14 protein-coding genes and 1 tRNA gene are annotated in these 21,245 nt (G+C 34.1%); 8 read left to right on the top strand and 7 right to left on the bottom strand.

The window, feature by feature from the left end; genetic code table 11:
- Positions 1-2: 2 nt before the first annotated feature.
- A complete protein-coding gene (gene pncA / locus I130_RS04865; RefSeq protein WP_034920025.1) occupies positions 3-611 on the top strand; it encodes a bifunctional nicotinamidase/pyrazinamidase in 609 nt (202 codons plus the stop codon).
- On the opposite strand, the gene I130_RS04860 is transcribed toward pncA, so the two are convergent.
- Entirely contained in the window at positions 608-1,831 is a 1,224-nt protein-coding gene (locus I130_RS04860) for a cysteine desulfurase-like protein (RefSeq protein ID WP_034920024.1), read from the bottom strand. The two genes, pncA and I130_RS04860, sit on opposite strands and share 4 nt — an antisense overlap.
- A 144-nt stretch (positions 1,832-1,975) precedes the next feature.
- Between I130_RS04860 and I130_RS04855 the strand changes: the two genes are divergently transcribed.
- The gene (locus I130_RS04855; RefSeq protein ID WP_034920021.1) at positions 1,976-3,523 is read left to right on the top strand and encodes a M20/M25/M40 family metallo-hydrolase; all 1,548 of its coding nucleotides are present in this window, start codon (positions 1,976-1,978) and stop codon (positions 3,521-3,523) included.
- A gap of 43 nt (positions 3,524-3,566) precedes the next feature.
- Here the strand turns inward: I130_RS04855 and I130_RS04850 are convergent, their stop codons facing one another.
- From I130_RS04850 to I130_RS04840, 3 genes are all read right to left on the bottom strand, one after another.
- Positions 3,567-4,721 (bottom strand): DUF3095 family protein, encoded by a 1,155-nt coding sequence (locus I130_RS04850; protein ID WP_034920019.1) that lies wholly within the window; start codon positions 4,719-4,721, stop codon positions 3,567-3,569.
- Positions 4,722-4,819: 98 nt separating this feature from the next.
- Positions 4,820-5,182, bottom strand: a complete 363-nt coding sequence (locus I130_RS04845; RefSeq protein ID WP_034920014.1) for a hypothetical protein — start codon at positions 5,180-5,182, stop codon at positions 4,820-4,822.
- Positions 5,183-5,224: 42 nt separating this feature from the next.
- A complete protein-coding gene (locus I130_RS04840; RefSeq protein WP_232224025.1) occupies positions 5,225-6,139 on the bottom strand; it encodes a DUF1028 domain-containing protein in 915 nt (304 codons plus the stop codon).
- Between the two features lie 220 nt (positions 6,140-6,359).
- Between I130_RS04840 and I130_RS04835 the strand changes: the two genes are divergently transcribed.
- From I130_RS04835 to I130_RS04820, 4 genes are all read left to right on the top strand, one after another.
- Positions 6,360-6,431, top strand: a tRNA-Arg gene (locus tag I130_RS04835).
- Positions 6,432-6,681: 250 nt separating this feature from the next.
- Positions 6,682-7,701 carry a LacI family DNA-binding transcriptional regulator gene (locus I130_RS04830; RefSeq protein ID WP_034920009.1) on the top strand — a complete coding sequence of 340 codons (1,020 nt, stop codon included), beginning with the start codon at positions 6,682-6,684 and terminating at the stop codon, positions 7,699-7,701.
- Between the two features lie 154 nt (positions 7,702-7,855).
- Positions 7,856-8,401, top strand: coding sequence for a YSC84-related protein (locus tag I130_RS04825; protein ID WP_034920007.1), 546 nt, complete (start codon positions 7,856-7,858; stop codon positions 8,399-8,401).
- Between the two features lie 91 nt (positions 8,402-8,492).
- A complete protein-coding gene (locus I130_RS04820) occupies positions 8,493-9,167 on the top strand; it encodes a haloacid dehalogenase type II (protein ID WP_034920005.1) in 675 nt (224 codons plus the stop codon).
- A gap of 1 nt (position 9,168) precedes the next feature.
- On the opposite strand, the gene I130_RS04815 is transcribed toward I130_RS04820, so the two are convergent.
- The 3 genes from I130_RS04815 to I130_RS04805 all read right to left on the bottom strand — a co-directional run bounded on the left by I130_RS04815 (position 9,169) and on the right by I130_RS04805 (position 14,875).
- Positions 9,169-10,545 (bottom strand): FAD-containing oxidoreductase, encoded by a 1,377-nt coding sequence (locus I130_RS04815; protein ID WP_034920004.1) that lies wholly within the window; start codon positions 10,543-10,545, stop codon positions 9,169-9,171.
- Positions 10,546-10,548: 3 nt separating this feature from the next.
- Positions 10,549-11,109: a peroxidase-related enzyme gene (locus I130_RS04810; protein ID WP_034920003.1), complete on the bottom strand. Its 561-nt coding sequence runs from the start codon at positions 11,107-11,109 to the stop codon at positions 10,549-10,551.
- Between the two features lie 160 nt (positions 11,110-11,269).
- Complete coding sequence (locus I130_RS04805) at positions 11,270-14,875, bottom strand: metallophosphatase (protein ID WP_034920002.1); 3,606 nt, start codon at positions 14,873-14,875, stop codon at positions 11,270-11,272.
- A gap of 318 nt (positions 14,876-15,193) precedes the next feature.
- Here I130_RS04805 and I130_RS04800 point away from each other — a divergent pair, with 318 nt between their 5' ends.
- Both I130_RS04800 and I130_RS04795 read left to right on the top strand, forming a co-directional pair.
- Entirely contained in the window at positions 15,194-17,971 is a 2,778-nt protein-coding gene (locus I130_RS04800) for a triple tyrosine motif-containing protein (protein WP_034920001.1), read from the top strand.
- Positions 17,972-18,211: 240 nt separating this feature from the next.
- Positions 18,212-21,238, top strand: a complete 3,027-nt coding sequence (locus I130_RS04795; RefSeq protein ID WP_034920000.1) for a SusC/RagA family TonB-linked outer membrane protein — start codon at positions 18,212-18,214, stop codon at positions 21,236-21,238.
- Positions 21,239-21,245: the final 7 nt, after the last annotated feature.

Genomic DNA, 21,245 nt, shown 5'->3' with positions numbered 1-21,245 from the left:
GGATGAAAGCATTGGTAATAATAGATTTGCAAAATGATTTTATTCCAGGTGGATCGCTTGCAGTTCATGGTGGAGATGAAATTGTTCCTATCATTAATGAACTTCAGCATAAATTTGATTTGGTAATAGCTACTCAAGACTGGCATCCTTTAGATCATTCCAGTTTTGCTGAAAATCATTCTGGAAATAAGGAGTTTGAAGTTATCAAACTGAATGGAATTGATCAAACTCTATGGCCAGTCCATTGTGTTCAAAATTCAAAAGGAGCAGCGTTTTCTCCTGAATTAAATTCAGAAAAAATAGAAGCTATTTTCAGAAAAGGGACCAATAAAGAAATAGATAGTTACAGCGGATTTTATGATAATGCACATTTAAAATCTACAGGACTTTCGGGATATTTAAAAGATAAAGGTGTTACTAAACTTTACTTCTGTGGTCTTGCCGCAGATTATTGTGTTTATTATTCTATAATGGACGCTTTAAATGAAGGGTTTGAAGCCATTCTTATAGAAGACGCCACAAAAGCAATTTCTGAAGAAAAATTTATCGAAGCTAAAAAGGATATTCTTCGAGCTGGTGGAGGTATAATCATTTCAAAAGAGCTCGATTAAAAGATCTTTTTGAAGGATTCGATTAATTTTGCTACTTCCTCCAAAGTATTATAATGTACCAAACTTACTCTTACAACCCCATTACAATGTTCTAGGTCGAGATCTTTAATTAATTGCTTTGCATAAAAATCTCCGAACCTTATTCCAATCTTGTCTTTATCCACCTTTTCTACGATCTCTGAGCTCTTCAAATTTTTATGTATAAAGGAGATCGTGGGAACTCTTTTATTGGAAGCAGCAGAGGTATTACCAATAATTCTTATTTCGTGAACGCTGTTTAAATAGGAAAGTAATTCTTGTGCAAGTTGCGCTTCATATTCTGCAATAAGCTCAAAACTAGCATCGTGTTTTTCGACTTCACTAAATTTATTGCCTTCAAAATGATGATCATAAAGTTCTTCCAAATATTCAGGAATAGCTTTCAAACTATAAGTAAGTTCAAAATTATAGTTCCCCGGTTGGAATTTATAGGGCACATCTTCAGCTTTAAAAAAATTGTGATTAATGCCGGGCATCCCAATCAATAATGGCAATTTTCCATACATCACAGCCAAATGTGGGCCATACACTTTATACCAACTAAACACATAAAAATCTACATCCAATTCTTGTACATCTACTTTTCTATGAGGTGCAAAAGCAACGCCATCTACACAAATAAGCGCGCCTGCCTCATGAACGATTTGTGCGATTTGTTTTATGGGATTAATACTTCCTAGAACATTCGAGCAATGAGTTACCGCTACTAATTTTGTCTGGTTGGAAAGTAAATTAGAAAGTTCATTTAATTCCAATTCAAAAGAATTTGGATCCACTTTCCAGATCTTGATTTTAACACCTTTATTTTCTAAATCTCTCCAGCATGAAACATTGGCTTCATGATCTGTATTAGTTATAATAATCTCGTCCCCGGCTTTCCAGCTATGGCTAATACAAATACTTAAGATTCTCAAAAGCATTGTTGAAGAAGCACCCATGATCACTTCTTTTGGATCTGAAGCATTTATAAACTGAGCAACTTTTTCGGTTGACTTTAATAGCGCTTTTCCGGCATTTGCTGAAACATCGTAACTAGCTCCCAACTGTACATTATAATTTAGATAATAGTCTTGAATATTTTTAACGGCAGTTCCCAAAATTTGAGATCCTCCTGCATTATCCATAAAAGTGTATCCGTTTTTAAGGGATGGGAATTGTTTACGTATAAATTCTAGATCCATAATAGTATTTTCTTATCAATCAAAAATAGGTGGTTTATAAATGTGATTTGTGGTTTCTAACTAATAAAGTCGAAATCTCATTAAGAATTATTAAACCAAAAAAAGATATATTTGAAGAACTTAGAATTAACTAAACACTATTTTATGAAAAACAAGTATTTATTCATTATTTCTTTATGTTTCTCTACAGTTCTGTTTGCTCAGGATCAAGATGTAATTGTAAAAAACATTATTAAAGAAGCATCAGAAAATTCTCAGCTGGAAAAGCTAGGTCACGAACTTTTAGATGTTGTTGGACCGCGATTAGTAGGAACTCCAGAGATGAAACAAGCTAATGATTGGGCGGTGAATAAATATAAAGAATGGAATATTTCCGCAGAAAATCAGCAATGGGGAGAATGGCGCGGTTGGAAACGTGGAATTACACATATAGACCTAATAGAACCTAGAATAAGATCTCTTTCTGGAATGCAATTAGCTTGGAGCCCGAGCTCTGGGAAAAAGCCAATTGTTGCTGAAGTAGTTATTTTACCAGAAGCAAAAGATTCTTCTAATTTCGCAAAATTATTATCTGGAGTTAAAGGGAAATTAGTAATGATTTCTATGCCTCAAATGACTGGTAGACCCGATGAGAACTGGGAAGAATTCGCTACAGATTCTTCTTTTGTTAAAATGAAAGAGGAAAGAAAAGCACAATCTGAAGCATGGTCAGACAGAATGACCAAAACAGGTTATACTAACAGAAACATTTCTGAAGCTTTAGAAAATGCAGGAGCTGCCGGAATAATCACTTTAAACTGGTCGAGAGGATTTGGAGCAAATAAGATTTTTTCTGCCTCAACTAAAAAAATTCCTACAGTTGAACTTTCATTAGAAGATTATGGGATGGTTTATAGATTGGCAGAATATGGGGATAAACCTAAATTAAGATTAGTTGCAGAATCTGAAGAATTGGGAGATGTTCCAACTTTTAATACCATAGCAACCATTAAAGGAACTGAAAAACCTGAGGAGTATGTAATTCTTTCAGCGCATTTCGATTCTTGGGATGGAGCAACAGGAGCTACAGATAACGGAACTGGTACTATGGTGATGATGGAAGCAATGAGAATTCTTAAAAAAATGTATCCTAATCCAAAACGTACTATTATTGCAGGACATTGGGGAAGTGAGGAGCAAGGTTTAAATGGATCTAGAGCCTTTGTAAAGGATCACCCGGAAATCGTAGACAATGTTCAGGCATTATTTAATCAAGATAATGGAACGGGGAGAGTGGTAAATCTTTCTGGAGGAGGATTTTTAAATTCTTACGATTATTTAGGTAGATGGCTGGAAGCAGTGCCAGAAGAAATTTCTAGTCAAATTGAAACAACATTTCCTGGAATTCCAGGTGGTGGCGGTTCTGATTATGCTTCTTTCTTAGCAGCAGGAGTTCCAGCTTTCAGTTTAAGTTCTATAAGCTGGTCTTACTGGAATTATACTTGGCATACCAATTTGGATACTTATGATAAGATTGTGTTTGATGATGTTCGTAGCAACGTGATACTTACAGCAATTATGGCATATATGGCAAGTGAAGATCCAGAGAAGACTTCAAGAGAAAAAAGAGTTTTACCAATTAGCAAGAGATCTGGGGAGCAAATGACTTGGCCTGAGGCTAGAGATGCAACTAGAAAAGGTGGATTGGATTAAGGAAGTTAAAAATTAATAGAATTACAGCAAACCAACTAAAAGACTATTTGTTTTTTAGTTGGTTTGCTGCTTTTGTATAACCACCACCAGCACCATCTACAAAGTGAATATGGTCATCTTTCTTCATATCTCTAACATAACAGGACATTACACTTTGCTCACTTACGTGAAGCCCATATTTTATCTTTCCTTTTTCTTCTAAATGATTTAAATAGGAGGTCAGTGATTTACGCTGTTGTGGTGTACCTGTAATAACTGTATTTATTCTTCCGTCTATAGTAAGTGTATCTGTTAGCTCCACTAATTTCTGAAGATAAGTTTTTCCTGCGCCAGTATTTTTCAAATAATACTTTCCAAATATGGTAGTTATCCAGTTTTTTAGAAGGTAGAGGCCGTTATATTTTCCAAGTTTAGTGCGCATCTCATCATTCAGTTTTTTAAGACTAGCTTTTAATTTTAATCTTTTTACTGAAATAGGTTTTCTATTGTTTAAAGTTCCGTAGATAGTATCTATATTTTGCAGGACCTTCGAGAATACTTCTGAAGGATCTACATCTTTACAAGCAATAACAATCAGGCTTACAACTTCTTGATTAGTTTCTGGCGGACTTATTTTATCCCATTTACATTCCATTCCCTCTAAATTTAAGAGGTATGGAGTTTTAGTACTCGCATTATTGGAGTTAGTGAAATTGGCTTTTATATGGTTTTCTGCGTACTGAAGACCTTCACCTAAAACGATAGGAATTGTAAGAATATCACTCACTTTAACCTTTGAAATTTCCAGCGAGACCCCTTTTTCATAAATTTCTTTTATGGAAAGTGAACCGACTTTAAGTTCTAGGCCAAAATTTTCTAATGTATTAATTCTATGCTGACTTAAGGCTGCCATCGTACTATCAAGTAATTCTGAAGGAATGAGCATTGTAGCACCATCACCTCCAAAGAAAAATGGGATAGTCATGTTTTTCGAATAGGCTAAATTTAAAATGGCAATTACACTTCCCGTCGCTACTAAATTAACTTGGTCATGATTTCCATTTCTAACTGCTTCCGTAGAGTTTTTGATATCTGCGGCAACTGCATACCAATCTTCAGGAACTTTAGAGAAAAGAGATTTATTTGCAACCAGATCACTAATAGAACTCGTTTGTAAATCGAGGCTGGAATAAAAATTCAAACTGGTTGAGGTAGCCATAGTTAATTTTAGAAATTAGTCGATTTAGAAACTAAAAAATTTCCCCTTCCATATTTTATTGAAAAAACATAGAAGGGTGTATTGAAATTTTTTTCTACCTAATTAAGATCTGCTCCAACAGGTTTCGAGCAATCATGACCTGGTTGTCCATGAGCCGGATTTATAGAAGGTGTATCCCCTCCATTAACTCTTACAGGAGATATATTTGGATTAATTGTAGTACTACTTTGTTGAAGGTTTGTACTTGCAGCTTGGTTTAAAGGAGTTCCCACGGGAATGTCACAACGATGGCCTGGCTCGCCATGAAAAGGATTCAATGCAGCAGTATCTTTAGAGTTGTCTGTTGCTTGTGCTTCTGAATTTGCCGGAGCTACTTCAGTTTCTTTTTTGTCTTCCTTGCATGAAATCATTGCAGTTAAACTTAAAGCAATGATAGCAATATTTAAGAGTCTCTTTTTCATAATAGAAATTTTTTAAAATTCAGTAAAAATCAATTTTGCTATTTAATTCACAATCTTATCTAATTCGGCTTCCGTTACGTTTAAAAGCCCAGAAGCTGGTAATCTCATGGTCATCGTTCTCCAATTATCTTCTACTTCAAATATACCTTTAAATATAGGAATTGCTTCTCCAAATCTCTTACTATTTGCTAGTGCAACCGCTTTCCAATATTTCATCTCTAAATTATCGGGGAATAATTTTTCTGCACTCCCATATTGCTTCAAAGCTTCATCTACATCTCCAGCTTCCATTGCAAGGTCGCCTTTATTCATAAATTCATAGGCTCTGGCTACAGTTAAAAGTCTTTCTAGCTCTACTAAAGGATCTGCATTATCGTCTACCCTAAGGTCTATCTTTTTATCTTCCCAAGAGTTCTCTACCTTGTTGGCGCCTACCACTATCAATGCAGCAGATTGCTTACCGCGAATATCTCCGCCAGCATTTTGTGCAGCTTGTAAAACTTTTACAACTCTTTCTGCCAAGGGAAGTTCAGAATGCTCTAAAAAAGCAGATTTCATTGCCGGCACAACTCTATCATTAAGCATCATATTGGCTTGTACGGAGTAATTCTTCCCTGTGTAATGAAAAGCAGATTCTACGCAGCTACTACCAGTATGTGCAGCTGTTCTTCCAGAAGAATCTAAAAATGCTACCTGTCTATATTCCTCACCATCATCTTCAGCAATTAATTTTTCTAAAGCCTGAGAGGCAGATTTTCCATCCTCCATTAGTTTCAATCCATTAGGGCCATAAGCCGGGTTTACAAAGGACTGAGTTGCAACCACGCCAACTCCAGATTTCCCCCAAGCCACCAGTGGTCCTACAGAAAACCAATGACTTTGAACACCCACAGCCATTTCTCCAGTAATTGAATCTCGGGCAACAATAGAAAAAGTATGAGCGAAGGGGTCTTTCATAATAGGATGAGTTTGGGCAGTTATAGTCCCGGAAAACATCAAGCCTATGAGGAATATAAGTGTGTGTTTATAATTTAAAATCATATTTTGAATTTTATTTAAAAATAGGAAAAATATAGCTATTTGATACTGCTGATTCTTTTTACATAATTTTCAAAATGAATAGGACTAAGTAATAGCTAAACCTCTAAGAAGTGATAAATTTATATTTCATATAAAAGGCCTCGTAGTTCAACGGATAGAATAGAAGTTTCCTAAACTTTAGATCCAAGTTCGATTCTTGGCGAGGTCACTTTTAGTAATTTTTAATGGACTAAGAGTTTTGAGCTATTTATGAATCAAATCATACAATTGAAAAATGCTTGCATAGGTGAGGTTTCAATTCATTTTCGGCATCTCTTATTTATAACAAAAATCTAAATTTTGTAAATAATTTAGATTTTTGCTATTTGAAAGTGAAAAAACGGAAGAAATTAAAGCTTTAACAGAGATAAATTAACATAACTTATCTAAATTTAGATTTTAAGTAATTATTTACACTTATGAGATCCAAGATCACCCTAAAAGAACTGGCTAAATTATTGAACGTTTCTGTTTCTACAGTTTCAAAATCATTGAATGGAAGCCCGGAGATAAGCGATAATACGGTTAAGAGAGTGAAGGAATTGGCAGAATTGCATAATTACAGTCCTAACCTAACCGCAATTAATCTCAAGCGTAAGAGTACAGGGAATATTGCTGTTATCGTTCCCAATATATCCAATACATTTTTTGCAAAAGTCCTTGGTGGTATAGAGAATGAAGCCAGAAAAAGTGGATATCAATTAATAACTTACATCTCCAATGAATCTTTAGCTGTGGAAAAACAGATAATGGATTTAATTTCTAATGGATTGGCAGATGGGATATTAATGTCTGTTTCTGCCGAAACTCAAACAACCCAGAATTACGATCATATTTATAGGTTTACTGAGTATGAAATTCCTGTGGTTCTGTTTGATAGGATCAATATAGATATCACATTGGATAAAGTTGGGGTAGATGATATGCAAAGTATTTATAATGCAGTTCAATATCTAAAGTCTAAAGGTCTTAGCAAAATAGGTTTAGTTTGCAGTATTGGTGAACTTGGGCTAGCACAAGCTAGGATAGATGGATATAAAGCAGCAATTAAAGACCCAAATACTCCATTTAATAATGAATTTCTTATAGTCTCTAATGATAACGAAGTGCTCAGTAAGAAACTTGGGGCTGTTCTAGATAAGCATAATATGGAAGCCTTTGTTACTTTAGATTATTTAAGCACTCTTTTAACTTCTAGAATTATCCAGGAGAAACAACTTAATATCCCAAATGACATCAAAATAATTGGATATGTTAACGAAGATTTTGCGCCATTTCTCTGGCCTTCAATTTCATATATAGATCAGCATCCTATAAATATAGGAGAAACTGCTACAAAGTTATTAGTTAAAAGAATTAAGGAACCACAACCTAAAGAGGTAGAGGATAAAGTCTTGAAAACGGAGATTATACATTTGGATTCAACAATTTTTAACTGAAAAATTAGTTGATAATTTCTTTTTGCTTTCAACTTAATAAATTTAACATTTGGTGGATTATTATGCCAATTTTAAGTGAAATAACAAGCACTTAACATCATTGATTTTAAGCTTGTTATAAATTTGCTTTATTAACCAAAAAAAAGAATTTAGAATGAAAGCAATTAACAAAAAAGTTTTAGTACCATTGCTAATGTCGGTGATGGTTTTATTGTTGGTAAGTTGTGGGTCTAGTCAGAACACTTCTGGAGATATTATGGTCGACTCAAGAAATGCAAAAGCAACTGTTTCTGAAAATCATCAAAATATTTCAGAGCTTTTTCAAAATTCAGTTGGATATGCAATTTTTCCAAATGTTGGTAAAGGTGCATATATAATTGGAGCTGCTTCTGGAAATGGAACAGTTTATGAAAATGGGACTTTAATTGGATATGCAAGTATGAAGCAAGTAGATATTGGATTACAAGCAGGAGGAAAAGCTTTTATTGAAGTTATTTTCTTTCAAACCAAAGAGGCTTTAAATAGATTTAAGAGTGGTAGTTACGAATTGTCTGGAAATGCATCTGCAGTTCTTTTAGAAGAAGGAGTGTCTAGAGATGTAGAGTTTAGAGATGGAGTTGGAGTAGTAACTAAAGCGAAAGCTGGAGCAATGGCAGGAATTTCTGTTGGAGGTCAAAAATTTGAATTTAACGCTAAATAATAGCTTTTCAAATAGTATTAAACCGATCATTGTTCAATCCATGGTCGGTTTTTTTATTTATAAAATTTGAAAATTTAAAAATTAATATATCATGACCACTAGACCTAAATTATTGATATTTGATGTTAATGAAACATTGCTAAATATGGAACCTTTACAGAATTCTATAAATGATGCTTTAAAAGATGATAGAGCTTTTGATATCTGGTTTCCTACTTTATTGCAATACTCATTAGTGGAAACTATCACTAAAAATTATAGGGATTTTTCTGAGATTGCTGAAGCTACTTTAAAAATGACAGCTCACCAACTGGATGTTTCTTTAACAGAAGCACAGATAAAAAGTGTCTTAAGTCCTATTACAAAATTATCGGCATATCCTGAGGTTTCAAATACTCTTGAAGGTTTAAAAGAAAAAGGATTTAAACTCGTTGCGCTTTCCAATGGAAAACCGCAGGTTGTAGATGAACAATTAAAATATGCAGAGATCCATCACTTATTTGATAAAGTATTGAGCATAGAGGAAGTTAAAAATTATAAGCCGCATGTTTCTACATATCATTGCGCCTATTCATTAATGAATGTCTTACCAGAGGATACTATGTTGATAGCAGCCCATGGTTGGGACATTGCAGGTGCAAAAAGAGCGGGTATTCAAGCAGCTTTTATAGCCAGACCAGGAAAATCATTATATCCATTAGCTATAGAACCAGAAATTATTGGTTCTAATTTAAAAGAAATCGCAGAAACATTAATAAGTTTTTAAATTATTCCAATGGTTTCGGATTTTCCAGCATTGTAGGTATTAATTCACTTACTGTGGGATGTATGTGTACAGCATCTCTTATAACGGTGTAAGGAGCATCGGCATACATTAGATCTATAATTGTATGAATATATTCATCTGCACCTGTTCCTAGAAAAGTGGCACCTAAAACTTTGTCTGTTTTATCGTCGATTAAGATTTTGAGCATTCCTTGAGTTTCGCCCATTTCTTTAGCTCTTGCAATTTTGGACATTGGGCGGGTAGCTACTTTTGCTTTTATTCCTTTATCTCTGATATCTTTTTCATTCATACCTACTCGTGAAATTGGTGGATCTATAAATGCTGCATAGCACATAAATCTATCTGAGAGTTTTCTCTTTTTATCTTGAAATAATTGAGAGTTCACTATTTGAAAATCATTATAAGCAGTATGAGTAAATGCACCTTCGCCATTACAATCTCCTAATGCCCAAATATGGTCGAGGCTTGTTTGAAGCTCATCGTTTACTTTAATGTAACCTCTTTTGTCTAATTTCATCCCTATTTTTCTCAGTCCAAGATCGTCTGTGTTTGGGACTCTTCCTGTGGCAATTAAAATATGGGAGCCTTTTAAAGTGGGAGCTCCTTCCGTACATTCCACAGTTACTTCAATTTGATCTCCCAGTTTTTTAGCGCTGATGCATTCAGAATTTAATCTAATGTCTATTCCCTCATTTTTAAAGATTTTAGCTATTTCTTCAGCAAATTCATCGTCCTCACGTTTCAGCAATTTATCTCCGCTTTCAAGAATCGTGACTTTACTTCCAAATCTGCGGAACATCTGTCCAAATTCAAGACCTATATAACCTCCTCCAACAATGATGAGATGCTCAGGAATTTCTTCAAGTTCCAGAATGTTTGTATTTGTCAAAAATGGCACTGTGGAAAATCCTTCAGGAATTCGAGCTCTTCCTCCAACATTAATGTAGATTTTATCTGCAGAATACTTTTTACCATTCACACTAAGTGTATGTTCATCTACAAATTCTGCAGTTCCTTCTATAAGGCTAATGTTCTCTGTTTCAGTCAGCATTTTATGGAGCCCATCTCTGGAATCCTGAATAATTTTATCTTTTCGGTCTTTAATTGTTTTAAGATTTACAACTATTTCACCTTTAACCTCTATGCCCAGAGATTCGCTGTTTTTTGCAATATAGGCGCGTCTGGCGCTTGCAACATAGGCCTTAGTTGGAGTACAACCCACATTCACACAGGTTCCACCTAAATGTCCTTTTTCTATTATTGCAGTTTTTAATCCGTTTTTAGCAAGGCTTGCTGCGAGTGGAGGTCCAGCTTGTCCAGTACCAATTATTATTGCATCAAATTTGGTTATACTCATCTTTTAATATTTATAGTTTTTTCCTTGGTCACTTTCCAGCTCTACACCTAATGTTAGAACCATTCGATTTACAAAATTGAAATATGATACCACAAGTGTTGCATCTAAAATTGCAGCATCGCTCCAGCCAGTATTTCTTAAGTTTTCGGTAAGATCAGATTTATTATTAGCTTCTGGGTGTAGAGTGAGGAGGTGGGCAAAATCGCATAATGCCATCTCCTTTTCAGAAATATCAAGTATAGGATAATCCGTTTTTAGAGTTTTTAATTTTTCCTCATCTTTCCAGTAATGCAGTAGTGCGCTCCCATGATGGGTTGCGCAATAAGCACACTTATTGGCTACAGAAACAATAACAGCCATCATTTCCCTTTGAGCTCTTGAAAGTTCCGATTTTGTAAACATGATTTCCATATAAAGATCTACATGCTTTGTTATGCTTTCTGGACGTAAACTCTGGATCTTAAGAACTTCAGCTAATTGACCACGACTTTCAACAATACCTTCATAGATTTCTTTCAATCTACCTTCAGCAGCTTCATGCTGAATAACTCTAATTCTGCTCATGTTCTGTTCTACTTTTGAATAATAGTGAAGATAAGATAATATCTAAAACTATTTCAATACCTAAAATAATAGTCGAAGAAATTGATAAGACCTACCCGAAAAAATGAAAGCCAGATCTATAAGATCTGGCTTTCTATTAAAAATTTAAACTCTGAATATTTTAGAACTTGAATCCGAAGGTGAACACTACTCTATTTCCTTCCTCACTCGTATAGTACCCTACATTTCCTGTAAAAGCACTAAACCCGTTTATAAAAACAGAGCCACCATAACTGGTGTGCCAATCTTTAGAGTTATCATTATTTACCCAGATTCTACCATAATCAAAACCTCCAGTTACTCCAAAACGTAAAGGCATAAAAGAAGTTTTAACTTTTCCTAAACCAATTCTAATATCACTGCTTTGATAAAAGCTGCTCTTTCCATTAAAACGTTGATTTCTAAAAGCTCTTAAATTATCATTTCCACCTAACATGGCACCATGATAAAATTCATACTTATCACTAATAATCACTTCTCCACCAATTTTTGTAGCGAATACAATTATTCCACTACTATGTAATGGATAATCTATGGATAGAGAGGGTTTTAGATACCCTAGTTCATTATCACTATCATCAATGCTTTTCTTATATCCAGCTGTAAGATCCAACTGCACTCCTAAATTTGGATAAGCAGGATTCTTTCTTTTGTTTAAATATTGATATTCAACTTCTGCTCCTGCATAAAGTTGATCTTCAAATATGTCATTATTAGCTTGAAATCTATCTCCTATAAATCTTTCTACATCCCTTTCTACTTCCAATGACTCAATCATAGCACTGAATTGAAATCTACTTCCCCTTCTATTGGTCCATATTAAGGATGGTGCAAAGCGCCATTGCTCAATATTAACTCTATTATAATCTAGATCTACTTCGCTATCATCGTACATGGTTTCATTTCCATTTCCGAAGTAATTTAAGGTGAAATTTGGGCTTGTATAATAAACATCTATCCCAAGATTCCAATTATAAAAAATATGAGCAAATTCTCCGAAATAGCTTAATTCAAGGCCTTGAGTATCAAAAAAGTAATTTACTCCTAAAGTATGCTGAGTTGTAAAAGGGTTTTTAGCCAGCCCATATGTAGTATAGGTGTCTGAAACTCCAACATTAACTCCGGCATCCGAACTAAAACCTACAGTTGGGAAAATACTGTTATTGGAAGTTTTCCTTTTGGTATAATCGAAATTGTTGATCTCATACGAATCTACCAACCATTTTTTACCTGCATTTATAATAGTATTGTCTTTGCTTTTATAATCGTATAACTTCGCGTTTCTTGAATTTTCGAAATTATAAATATCATTTTCCTCACCACCTAAGACTTTTAGTTTTATAAGGTTATTCCCTTTTCCTTCAATTTTAAACTCATCATCACCATCTAAACCATAGATCCAGATCTCCTTAGTATCCTTAGAATTATAGCTATTTTCATATACAACCTTATCCTCGCTGGAAATTTGAATTTCTGTAATTCCATCATTCTTTCTAGTAATAAGGAATTTATCATCCTCATCTGTTCCTGTAACTACATGAAATTTATTTAAATATTTATAATAATCTTGAGCCACTGTCATCAAATTATCTCGGCGAATTTTCAAATTCTTCTTAATATTCACCATGCTTTGGTCTTTTACTTCTTCAGGTAAATTTGCAAATGCATCTTCAATTTTAGCATCGGTGATATTAGCTTGAATAAATTTTACTTGCTTTTCCCAATCTTCCCAATTAGAAGTCTGAATGATCATTTTATCCATGGCATAACCTGCGGTATTAAACCACTTTACGCTCTTGATGGAGGAATTGAAAGATTGCATAGCTCTAAAAGGTGGAAAACCTAATTTTAGTAAAGAGATAATTGGTCCATCATATTTAGAAAACGCTTGATCTCTATCTCGTGGGATCGTCTTATATACTTTCTTACCATCATCCCCCTCAATTTCTGCCCATCTCCATTGGTCATCATGTCTATCCCAGTCTCCAACAAGCATATCGAACATTCTGGCTTTAATATATTCATCTTCATCTACCCTAGCATCTTTAGATTCCAACAATGCCATTCTAAGATCAGATGAGCTTAAAATATCATCTGGGCTTCCAAAGATCTCCAAGTCTTTATTTTCATCACCCACATGTTCTTCTAACATATATAATTCATCTCCATATTCATCATTAAAAACACCTAAGGCCTCTTGTTTAGGAACAAAATATATTTTTGGGCTCACATGAGGGATATCAACATCGTCCATTAGATCATTTAATGCATATGGAGCATAAGGATGCGCCGTTGTATAATAATCCATCACAATTCTTTCTGCAACTGTATTATCTACAATATCTGCCAAATAATGCTCTTTCATGTTATTTTGAATAAAACGAATAGCACTTTTTCTTAAAGCTCTTAATGTGTATTCATTTTCATTGTCATTAATCAGTCTAAGTGATCTAGACTGATTTCCACCACCTTCAGATATTGGTTTCACATTGCCAGATAGATCATCTAAAAATAACACGGGAGCATTAATTTGTTTACTGTATATATCACGGTAATGTTCCCCCCACGCCCATTTATGTAACCCACTTTTATCTGTTTCTTCTGAAGAATATACTGAAGAAAGTTGGGTTTTTCCATAAGTATCTTTAGGCTTATATGAAACTTCATCTAAAGAAGTCCGTTTTCTCTGAATTTCTTTTTCGAATAGAAATTTAGAATCGGTTGCAGTGGTTTCATAAAATCGAACCAAAGAACTTCCATCTTTAAATAAGATTAGTTTTGCATAACCATTTTTATCTGAAGCAAAATGTCCTTTCTTTTCTGCTCTTGCTTTTTGAGTCTTAGCTGCCGCTCCACTTATAATTTGTGGCACTTCATGATGGTCTAAATACTGTAAATTTTGATCGTTTCCAGAAACAAATATTACGTCGTCAAATTCACGCGCCGTCGCTTCTAAAATATTATGAAGTCTGCTTTGCTCTGCATTTTGATAAGTTTGGTCTGAAAATCCAGCCACCTTTTTTATAAAACCATATTTCGTACTACTTAAAATTGGATGATGAACCGCTACAATAATGGTTTTGCCATAATTATCTTTTAATTCATCTTTAAATTCGGCAAAGAATTGATCTCTTGTTTTGATCTCACATTTATTATTGATATAAGGATAGTCATCCCAATTTTCTAAATACCATTGAGAATCTATCATAATAAGTACGACATCCTCATTAATTTCTTCACTTTCAATTGGGCAACCATCATTTGGCCAAAATTTTGCTTTGCTATTATCCTGTAAAAATGACTCCAGATCGTCTAATCCTTTATGCCCTTTTTTATTCCACTCATTTTTTCCAGGAGTGAAGATCACATTACCATTAAATTTATCAATTGGATTTAATAAATAATTCTTTAAATAGGACTCTGTATTACTTTTTGCCTCTTTTTGAGAAGGATAGCCCTTCTCTTTTGTGATATTTCCAACAATTAATAATGTAGCATCCTTATCTTCTTGAGAAGATCTTATAATTCCATTTAATACTTCTTGGGAAGTTATATTGGTTTTATCTAATCCGGTATTAGCGGTGATATAGAAGGTGTGAGTTATCTCTTTTCCTTGAGTGGCACTGTTGTCTTGTGCAAAACTGGAAGAAAAAATACTAAGAACCATTAAAAGACTAAGGTTCGAGAAGTTTAAAAATTGATGAGTACTTTTTGGAGTAGTAGACATGTGCATATTATACTAGTTGTTAAGATCTTGTTTAGATAGTTTTTATATAGGGCGACAACCGCTAAAAACAAGCAAGTTTCAAAAAAAAAAAGATATGTAGATGAATTTTAACTTACTATAACATTTTCTAAATCACATATAATCGGTTAAATTTATTTCAATTCTAAAAAAAGCCTAAGGATCAGTTTAAAAAGAATCCCCTTATATAAAGTAAATTTTCCATCTTAAAACCAATTAATTCAAGGTTTCTAGGTAGCTTTTGTCTTTTCTCCTACATTATTGTCGAATAAAATTTAAATTAGCTTTAAAACTATAATCTTGAGATTATTCTTCCTTATTTTTATTTTATATAGTATTTCTGGATTCTCACAGGAACTACCACCTGTTATTAATTTTGATCCCAACGATTATGGTGGAGGTAATCAGAACTGGATGATTTCTCAGGGAGAAAATGACAATTTTTACTTTGCCAATGGTGCTGGTTTACTGGAATATGATGGTGAGCGTTTTCAGCTATATCCTGTTCCTAATAATTCTATAGTGCGTTCAGTTATAAATTTTGATGGCAGAGTTTATACCGGTGCATATATGGAAGCTGGGTATTGGGTCAAGGATGATTTTGGAGTGTTATGTTATAAAAGTATTATAGAAAAATTTCCCAACGGCGTGCTTGATGGTGAATTGTTCTGGGATATTAAAACTCTTGAAGGACTTATTATATTTAGAAGCTTCTCTGGAATTTATTTTTACGATCCTGAAAAGGACAAGGTACTTGAATTAAATATTCCTGAAAATAAACCGGTATCTGGTTTATTCAAGCTTAAAGATGAGTTGTATTTTCAACTTGTTGGCGGAGGCTTATATGAAATTAAGAAAGGACGGCCGCAACTTATTATTCCTTATAAGTCACTTGGAGATTTAACCATAAAACATATTTATGGTGCTTCTTCCAATCTTAAATTTGTAACTGAAAATTCTGGATTTTTTAGTTGGAAAGAGGGTGTTCTTTTAGAGATAAACAGGGAATTGAGCCAAAAGATAGATTACACAAATATTTTCGCAGCAATTGCTATACCAGGCGAGGGAATGATTTTAGGAACGGTTGGAAAGGGAATTCTTCAAATTGATGAAACTGGTAAAATAGTTCACAATTTTAATCAAGAGAATGTTCTTCTCAATAACACCGTTCTTTCTTTGTATAATGACAAAATGGGAAACATTTGGGCAGGTCTAGACTATGGTATTAGTATGATCAACTCAAGATCAGACATCACCTCATTTAATGATGTAAAAGGGAAAATAGGATCTGTATATGCCTCACATGTTCAAAACGGAAATCTTTATTTGGGTACTAATCAAGGGCTTTATTTTAAGGAAAAGGAAAGTGATGACTTATTACTAATTCCGGGAACAAATGGTCAAGTGTGGAATATAAATTATATTGATGGATTATTGTTTTGTAGCCATGATACTGGGACTTTTTTGATTAATGGAAATAAAGCAGAAAAAATAAGTGATCGCTTAGGAACTTGGTTCGTGAAAAAATTAAGTGAAGACACCTATGTACAAGGCCATTATTATGGATTTAGTTTCATTAAAAATGTCAATGGTAAATTAATTGCTTCCCCTTTAGTAAAAGGTTTTCCGCATTCTTCAAGATATATAGAAAAGGAGTCGGATAGTGTACTATGGGTTAATAATGAGCATAAAGGGGTATTTAGGGTAAAATATAATGTGAATGCGAATAAGATAGAGAAGCTCGAGAATTTTAAGTTCTCAGATAGTATATGGGCAACATCTGGGATGTTTCAGTTTGTAGATACATTATATTATAGTACTCAAACTAAAATATACCAGTTCAATAAGACAAAAAATAAGTTTTCAGATGATAATCGGTTGAACGAATTAGTTTCGGGGCTAGATAAAATATCTGGAAAGATGATCAATGAGAATAATGAAAAACTATGGGGTTTCGCCAACAACCAAATTTTTCAACTGAAACCTTCAAATATTACAGGAGATTATGAACTAGAATTTTTTAATATAGAGCAGTCCTTTAGGAATATTGCTGAAGGATACGAAAATATTACTCCTATTAATGAGGATGAATATCTTATTGGTATAGCTAACGGTTACCTTAGAATGAAGGATACACCGAAAAAAGAGAAGAATTTTGAAATCAGAATTACTGAGATTCAATTTAGCGCTTTAGACGAAAAGCCGAAGAGAGCCGTTTTAGGAATAGATAAAAAATTAAAAACAAAGGAAAATAATATCTCTTTGTATTTTTCAACTCCCGTATACGATAAATACTCAAAGGCATTATATAGTTACAGACTAAAGGGGCTATCTTCCAAATGGAGTAGTTGGGATCATTCTTCTCAAGTAAACTTTAAAAATTTAAGATTTGGTCAATATAGTTTTGAGGTTAAAGCAAAAATAGGAGATAAAATAACTAGTGTTACTAGTTATAATTTCAGCATAGATCCTCCTTTTTATTTTAGTACACTAGCAATTATAGGATATTTTTTATTGTTCTTCCTTATTCTAATAATAGTTCATTTTGTTAATCGGCAACATCACAGAAAAATTGTTATAAGAAACGAGCGAACATTGAAATTGAAAAACCTTGAGGCTGAAAAGCAGATCATCAATTTAAAAAATGAGAAACTTGAGCAGGACATGGCCAATAAAAATAGAGAACTGGCCGTATCTACCATGAGCTTAATTAAGAAAAATGAATTTCTTACTAGTATCAAAGAAAAGCTTAAAGATTCTGAAGACTCATCTAAAGTTAGATCTGTTATTAAAACTATAGATAAAGATATTAGCGATGAAGATAACTGGAAGTTTTTCAAAAAAGCTTTCAGTAATGCAGATAAAGATTTTTTTAAAAAGGTAAAAGAAAAGCATCCAGAATTAACATCTAATGATCTTAAACTTTGTGCGTATTTAAGACTTAATTTATCCTCTAAAGAAATTGCTCCTTTGTTAAATATTTCTGTAAAAAGTATAGAGATTAAACGATATCGATTGCGTAAAAAGATGAATTTAGACCGAAATACGAATCTTACAGATTATATTCTAGCCATATAAACTTAACAGAGCAGTGAAATAACTCTACATCACCTCTACATTAGTATTATTTCCAGACTTTCAGTAAATTAATTTTTATTGTTAAAACATCCTCTATCCTCCTGTTTAATTGTGAGTATGGTAAAATTGGCCATCGCTAATTATTAATTTCTCAATTGTATGTTTTTTGTAAAGGTATATTTCTCAGGTTCTTAACATTCTATTAATATATTTCAACTACAATTTTAACAATCAATCATAATGAAGAGATTTACATGTTTATTAATTGTCCTTTTTGGGGGGATTTTTTCTATGTATTCGCAATCGATTTCGGTCCAAGGGAGTGTTATAGATGAGAATAATGTCCCACTGTTAGGGGTAAACGTATTAGTTAAGAATGAATCGCGTGGAACGACCACCGATTTTGATGGTAATTTTAAGATAGAGAATGTGAATGTAGGTGATGTACTTCAATTCTCTTATATAGGATTCTTGCCGAAAGAGATCTCGGTCTCTTCTACACAAACTTTAAATGTCGTTTTACAAACCGATTCTGAATCATTAGATGAGGTTGTTGTAATTGGATATGGTACTCAACAAAGAAAAGATATTACAGGTGCTGTTTCGGTAGTTTCCTCTAAAACCATTGAGGAGTTAAATCCAATAAAATTAGAACAAGCTTTACAAGGAACAGCAGCGGGGGTTAATGTAACTCCTACTTCCGGGGCACCAGGTGCTGGTTTAAATATAACTATTAGAGGTATTGCTTCTAATAGTGTGAACGGTCCTTTAGTTTTAATAGATGGATATCAAGGTGACCTTGGAACTTTAAATCCTAATGATGTTGAATCCATTTCTATATTAAAAGATGCTCAAGCTGCCATTTATGGAATAGCTGGTGCAAATGGGGTGGTTTTGATAACTACAAAAGGGGGTAAGAAAAATACTGCAGCAACAGTACAATATGATACTTATGTGGGAATTCAACAAACCTCCAGACAACTTCCATTATTGAATGCTACAGAATATGCATTGCTTTTAAATGAGAGTTATGCAAATAATGGGCAGAATTTACCTTACCCAGATGTAAGTCAATTAGGCGAGGGAACCGATTTTCAAGATGCAGTTTTTGATGAAGTGCCAATTATAAGTCATAATCTCACCCTTTCAGGTGGTTCAGAAAAAGTTACATATTCTATTGGAGGGTCTCATTTATACCAGGAGGGAATTGTTGGATCAGAAAAATCTGACTTCAGAAGAAGTACAGCACGATTCAGTTTAGGTATAGACATCAGTGATAAATTCGCGCTTAGCGGAAACTCTATTTTCACTAGTATAGACAGACGTTCTATTAATGAAAATGGATTAGGTTCTGTTTTGTTTAATGCTCTTAATTATGCGCCAACCTTTGCAGTAGATGAGCAGGATGTGAATGGATCATTAGGAAATGAGGTGGTAAATCCACTTACTCAAATAGAGAACACTTTCAACGATTATAATTTAAGCAAACTTAACGGGTCCTTTAGTTTGGATTATTCCCCAATAGAAGCATTAAAATTTACCTCCCGTATTGGTTACAACATGAGTGTGAGCAAGGGAAAAGATTTTGCGCCGGTTATAAATATATTTGGTCCCGGAAAGGTATTTAATAATGATAGGAGTAGAGTTAACCAAAACAGAATTAATGATAATGGGTACACCTACGATCTCTTTGGGAACTACGATAATACCTTCGCAGAAGTTCATCATGTAACAGGGACTGCAGGGATGACGGTTATAAGAAACTGGGGTGATGGTTTGTTCGCTACAGGATACGATGTGCCGAATAACACTTATGAATTTGCCGATATAAGTTTAACTACCGGTACAAATGACGGTCTAAATAACGGGGCATATGTTTATGATATTCGTAAGCTTTCCTTTTTTGGACGCCTTCAATACGATTACGAAGGAAAATATTTAATTTCCGGGATGTTGCGTAGAGATACGTCTACTCGTTTCAGTAAGGATAACCGAGTTGGATATTTCCCGTCGGCAACGGCTGGTTGGATAATTTCTGAAGAAGCATTTATGCAGGACTCCAAGGTTATCTCATTCTTAAAGCTGAGAGGAAGTTTCGGGATTTTAGGAAATGATGAAGCAGGAGGAGCGCAATTCTACAGGTCCTTATTGAATGGTGAAGCAACTTATGTACTGGATGGGAATTTAGTTAATGGAATTGCTATTGGCGGAATTGCTAATCCCGATGCAGGATGGGAAGAAGCTGAAAAAACCAACATTGGAATAGACTTAAGGCTTTTTAATAATAAGTTAGACATAACAACCGATATCTTTCGCGAAGACAGACGTGATCTATTGATCTCAGGTATTCCTGTTTCAGGAATATTTGGAGGATCTGCTCCTGGAGCAGGCGCACCAACAATAAATGCTGGTACTACTAGAAATGAAGGAGTAGAATTATCCCTGAAATACAGAGATAATATTGGAGATGATTTTAGTTATAGTTTTGGGTATAATGCTACTTATTTAGATAATGAGGTAGTAGAAGTAAATGGAGCTGAATTTTTACAAGGAGGCCAATTTAGTGTGGGGCAACCACAACCCTCCAGATTCCAGGAAGGATTCCCAATTGGATACTTCTATGGGTATAGGACCGATGGGATCTTTCAAACCCAGGCAGAAGTAGACGCACATCCTGCACAAGATGCACTTGGTTCCCCAGCAACTCCCGGAGATCTACGCTTTGTAGATATAAATGGAGATAATGTTATAGATACCAATGACAGAACTAATATTGGAGATCCAATTCCAGAGGTAACTATGGGATTAAATATTAATCTTAACTATAAGAATTTCGACTTTACAGCATATACCTATGCTTCCATAGGAAATGATATGGTTAGAAATTACGGCAGAACTCAGCCTAATGTTAACAGACATGCCTTATACCTTGATAGATGGACAGGAGCAGGAACAAGTAATGAGGTGCCGAAACTTACCACAGCAGCTTCTTCCAACATTGCCTTTTCAGATTTCTATGTAGAGGATGCTTCATATGTTCGACTGCAGAATGTTCAAATAGGTTATTTGCTTCCCGCAGATCTTCTAACCAGAATAGGGGTAAATAAGATTAGAATCTATGGTTCTGTAAGTAATTTATTTACGCTAACAGAGTATAATGGATATGATCCTTCAGCAAGTTCCGGATCACCAATTGGTGGTGGAATTGATTTTGGGTTCTATCCTGTTCCAAGAATTTACATGGCTGGTTTAAACCTTAACTTTTAAAAAATAG

It is taken from the genome of Gillisia sp. CAL575 (assembly GCF_000403785.1).
Classification (GTDB): Bacteria; Bacteroidota; Bacteroidia; order Flavobacteriales; family Flavobacteriaceae; genus Gillisia.
The sequence above is the reverse complement of the archived record's forward strand: the minus strand, read 5'-3'. Positions and strand labels throughout refer to the sequence as shown.

Excerpts from the sequence above, each read along its gene's own strand:
- I130_RS04820 (WP_034920005.1), top strand. The coding sequence starts at position 8,493 with ATGACCACTAGACCTAAATTATTGATATTTGATGTTAATGAAACATTG.
- I130_RS04815 (WP_034920004.1), bottom strand. The coding sequence starts at position 10,545 with ATGAGTATAACCAAATTTGATGCAATAATAATTGGTACTGGACAAGCT.
- I130_RS04830 (WP_034920009.1), top strand. The coding sequence starts at position 6,682 with ATGAGATCCAAGATCACCCTAAAAGAACTGGCTAAATTATTGAACGTT.
- I130_RS04860 (WP_034920024.1), bottom strand. The coding sequence starts at position 1,831 with ATGGATCTAGAATTTATACGTAAACAATTCCCATCCCTTAAAAACGGA.
- I130_RS04795 (WP_034920000.1), top strand. The coding sequence starts at position 18,212 with ATGAAGAGATTTACATGTTTATTAATTGTCCTTTTTGGGGGGATTTTT.
- I130_RS04805 (WP_034920002.1), bottom strand. The coding sequence starts at position 14,875 with ATGTCTACTACTCCAAAAAGTACTCATCAATTTTTAAACTTCTCGAAC.
- I130_RS04825 (WP_034920007.1), top strand. The coding sequence starts at position 7,856 with ATGAAAGCAATTAACAAAAAAGTTTTAGTACCATTGCTAATGTCGGTG.
- I130_RS04840 (WP_232224025.1), bottom strand. The coding sequence starts at position 6,139 with ATGAAAGACCCCTTCGCTCATACTTTTTCTATTGTTGCCCGAGATTCA.
- pncA (WP_034920025.1), top strand. The coding sequence starts at position 3 with ATGAAAGCATTGGTAATAATAGATTTGCAAAATGATTTTATTCCAGGT.
- I130_RS04850 (WP_034920019.1), bottom strand. The coding sequence starts at position 4,721 with ATGGCTACCTCAACCAGTTTGAATTTTTATTCCAGCCTCGATTTACAA.
- I130_RS04845 (WP_034920014.1), bottom strand. The coding sequence starts at position 5,182 with ATGAAAAAGAGACTCTTAAATATTGCTATCATTGCTTTAAGTTTAACT.
- I130_RS04810 (WP_034920003.1), bottom strand. The coding sequence starts at position 11,109 with ATGAGCAGAATTAGAGTTATTCAGCATGAAGCTGCTGAAGGTAGATTG.
- I130_RS04855 (WP_034920021.1), top strand. The coding sequence starts at position 1,976 with ATGAAAAACAAGTATTTATTCATTATTTCTTTATGTTTCTCTACAGTT.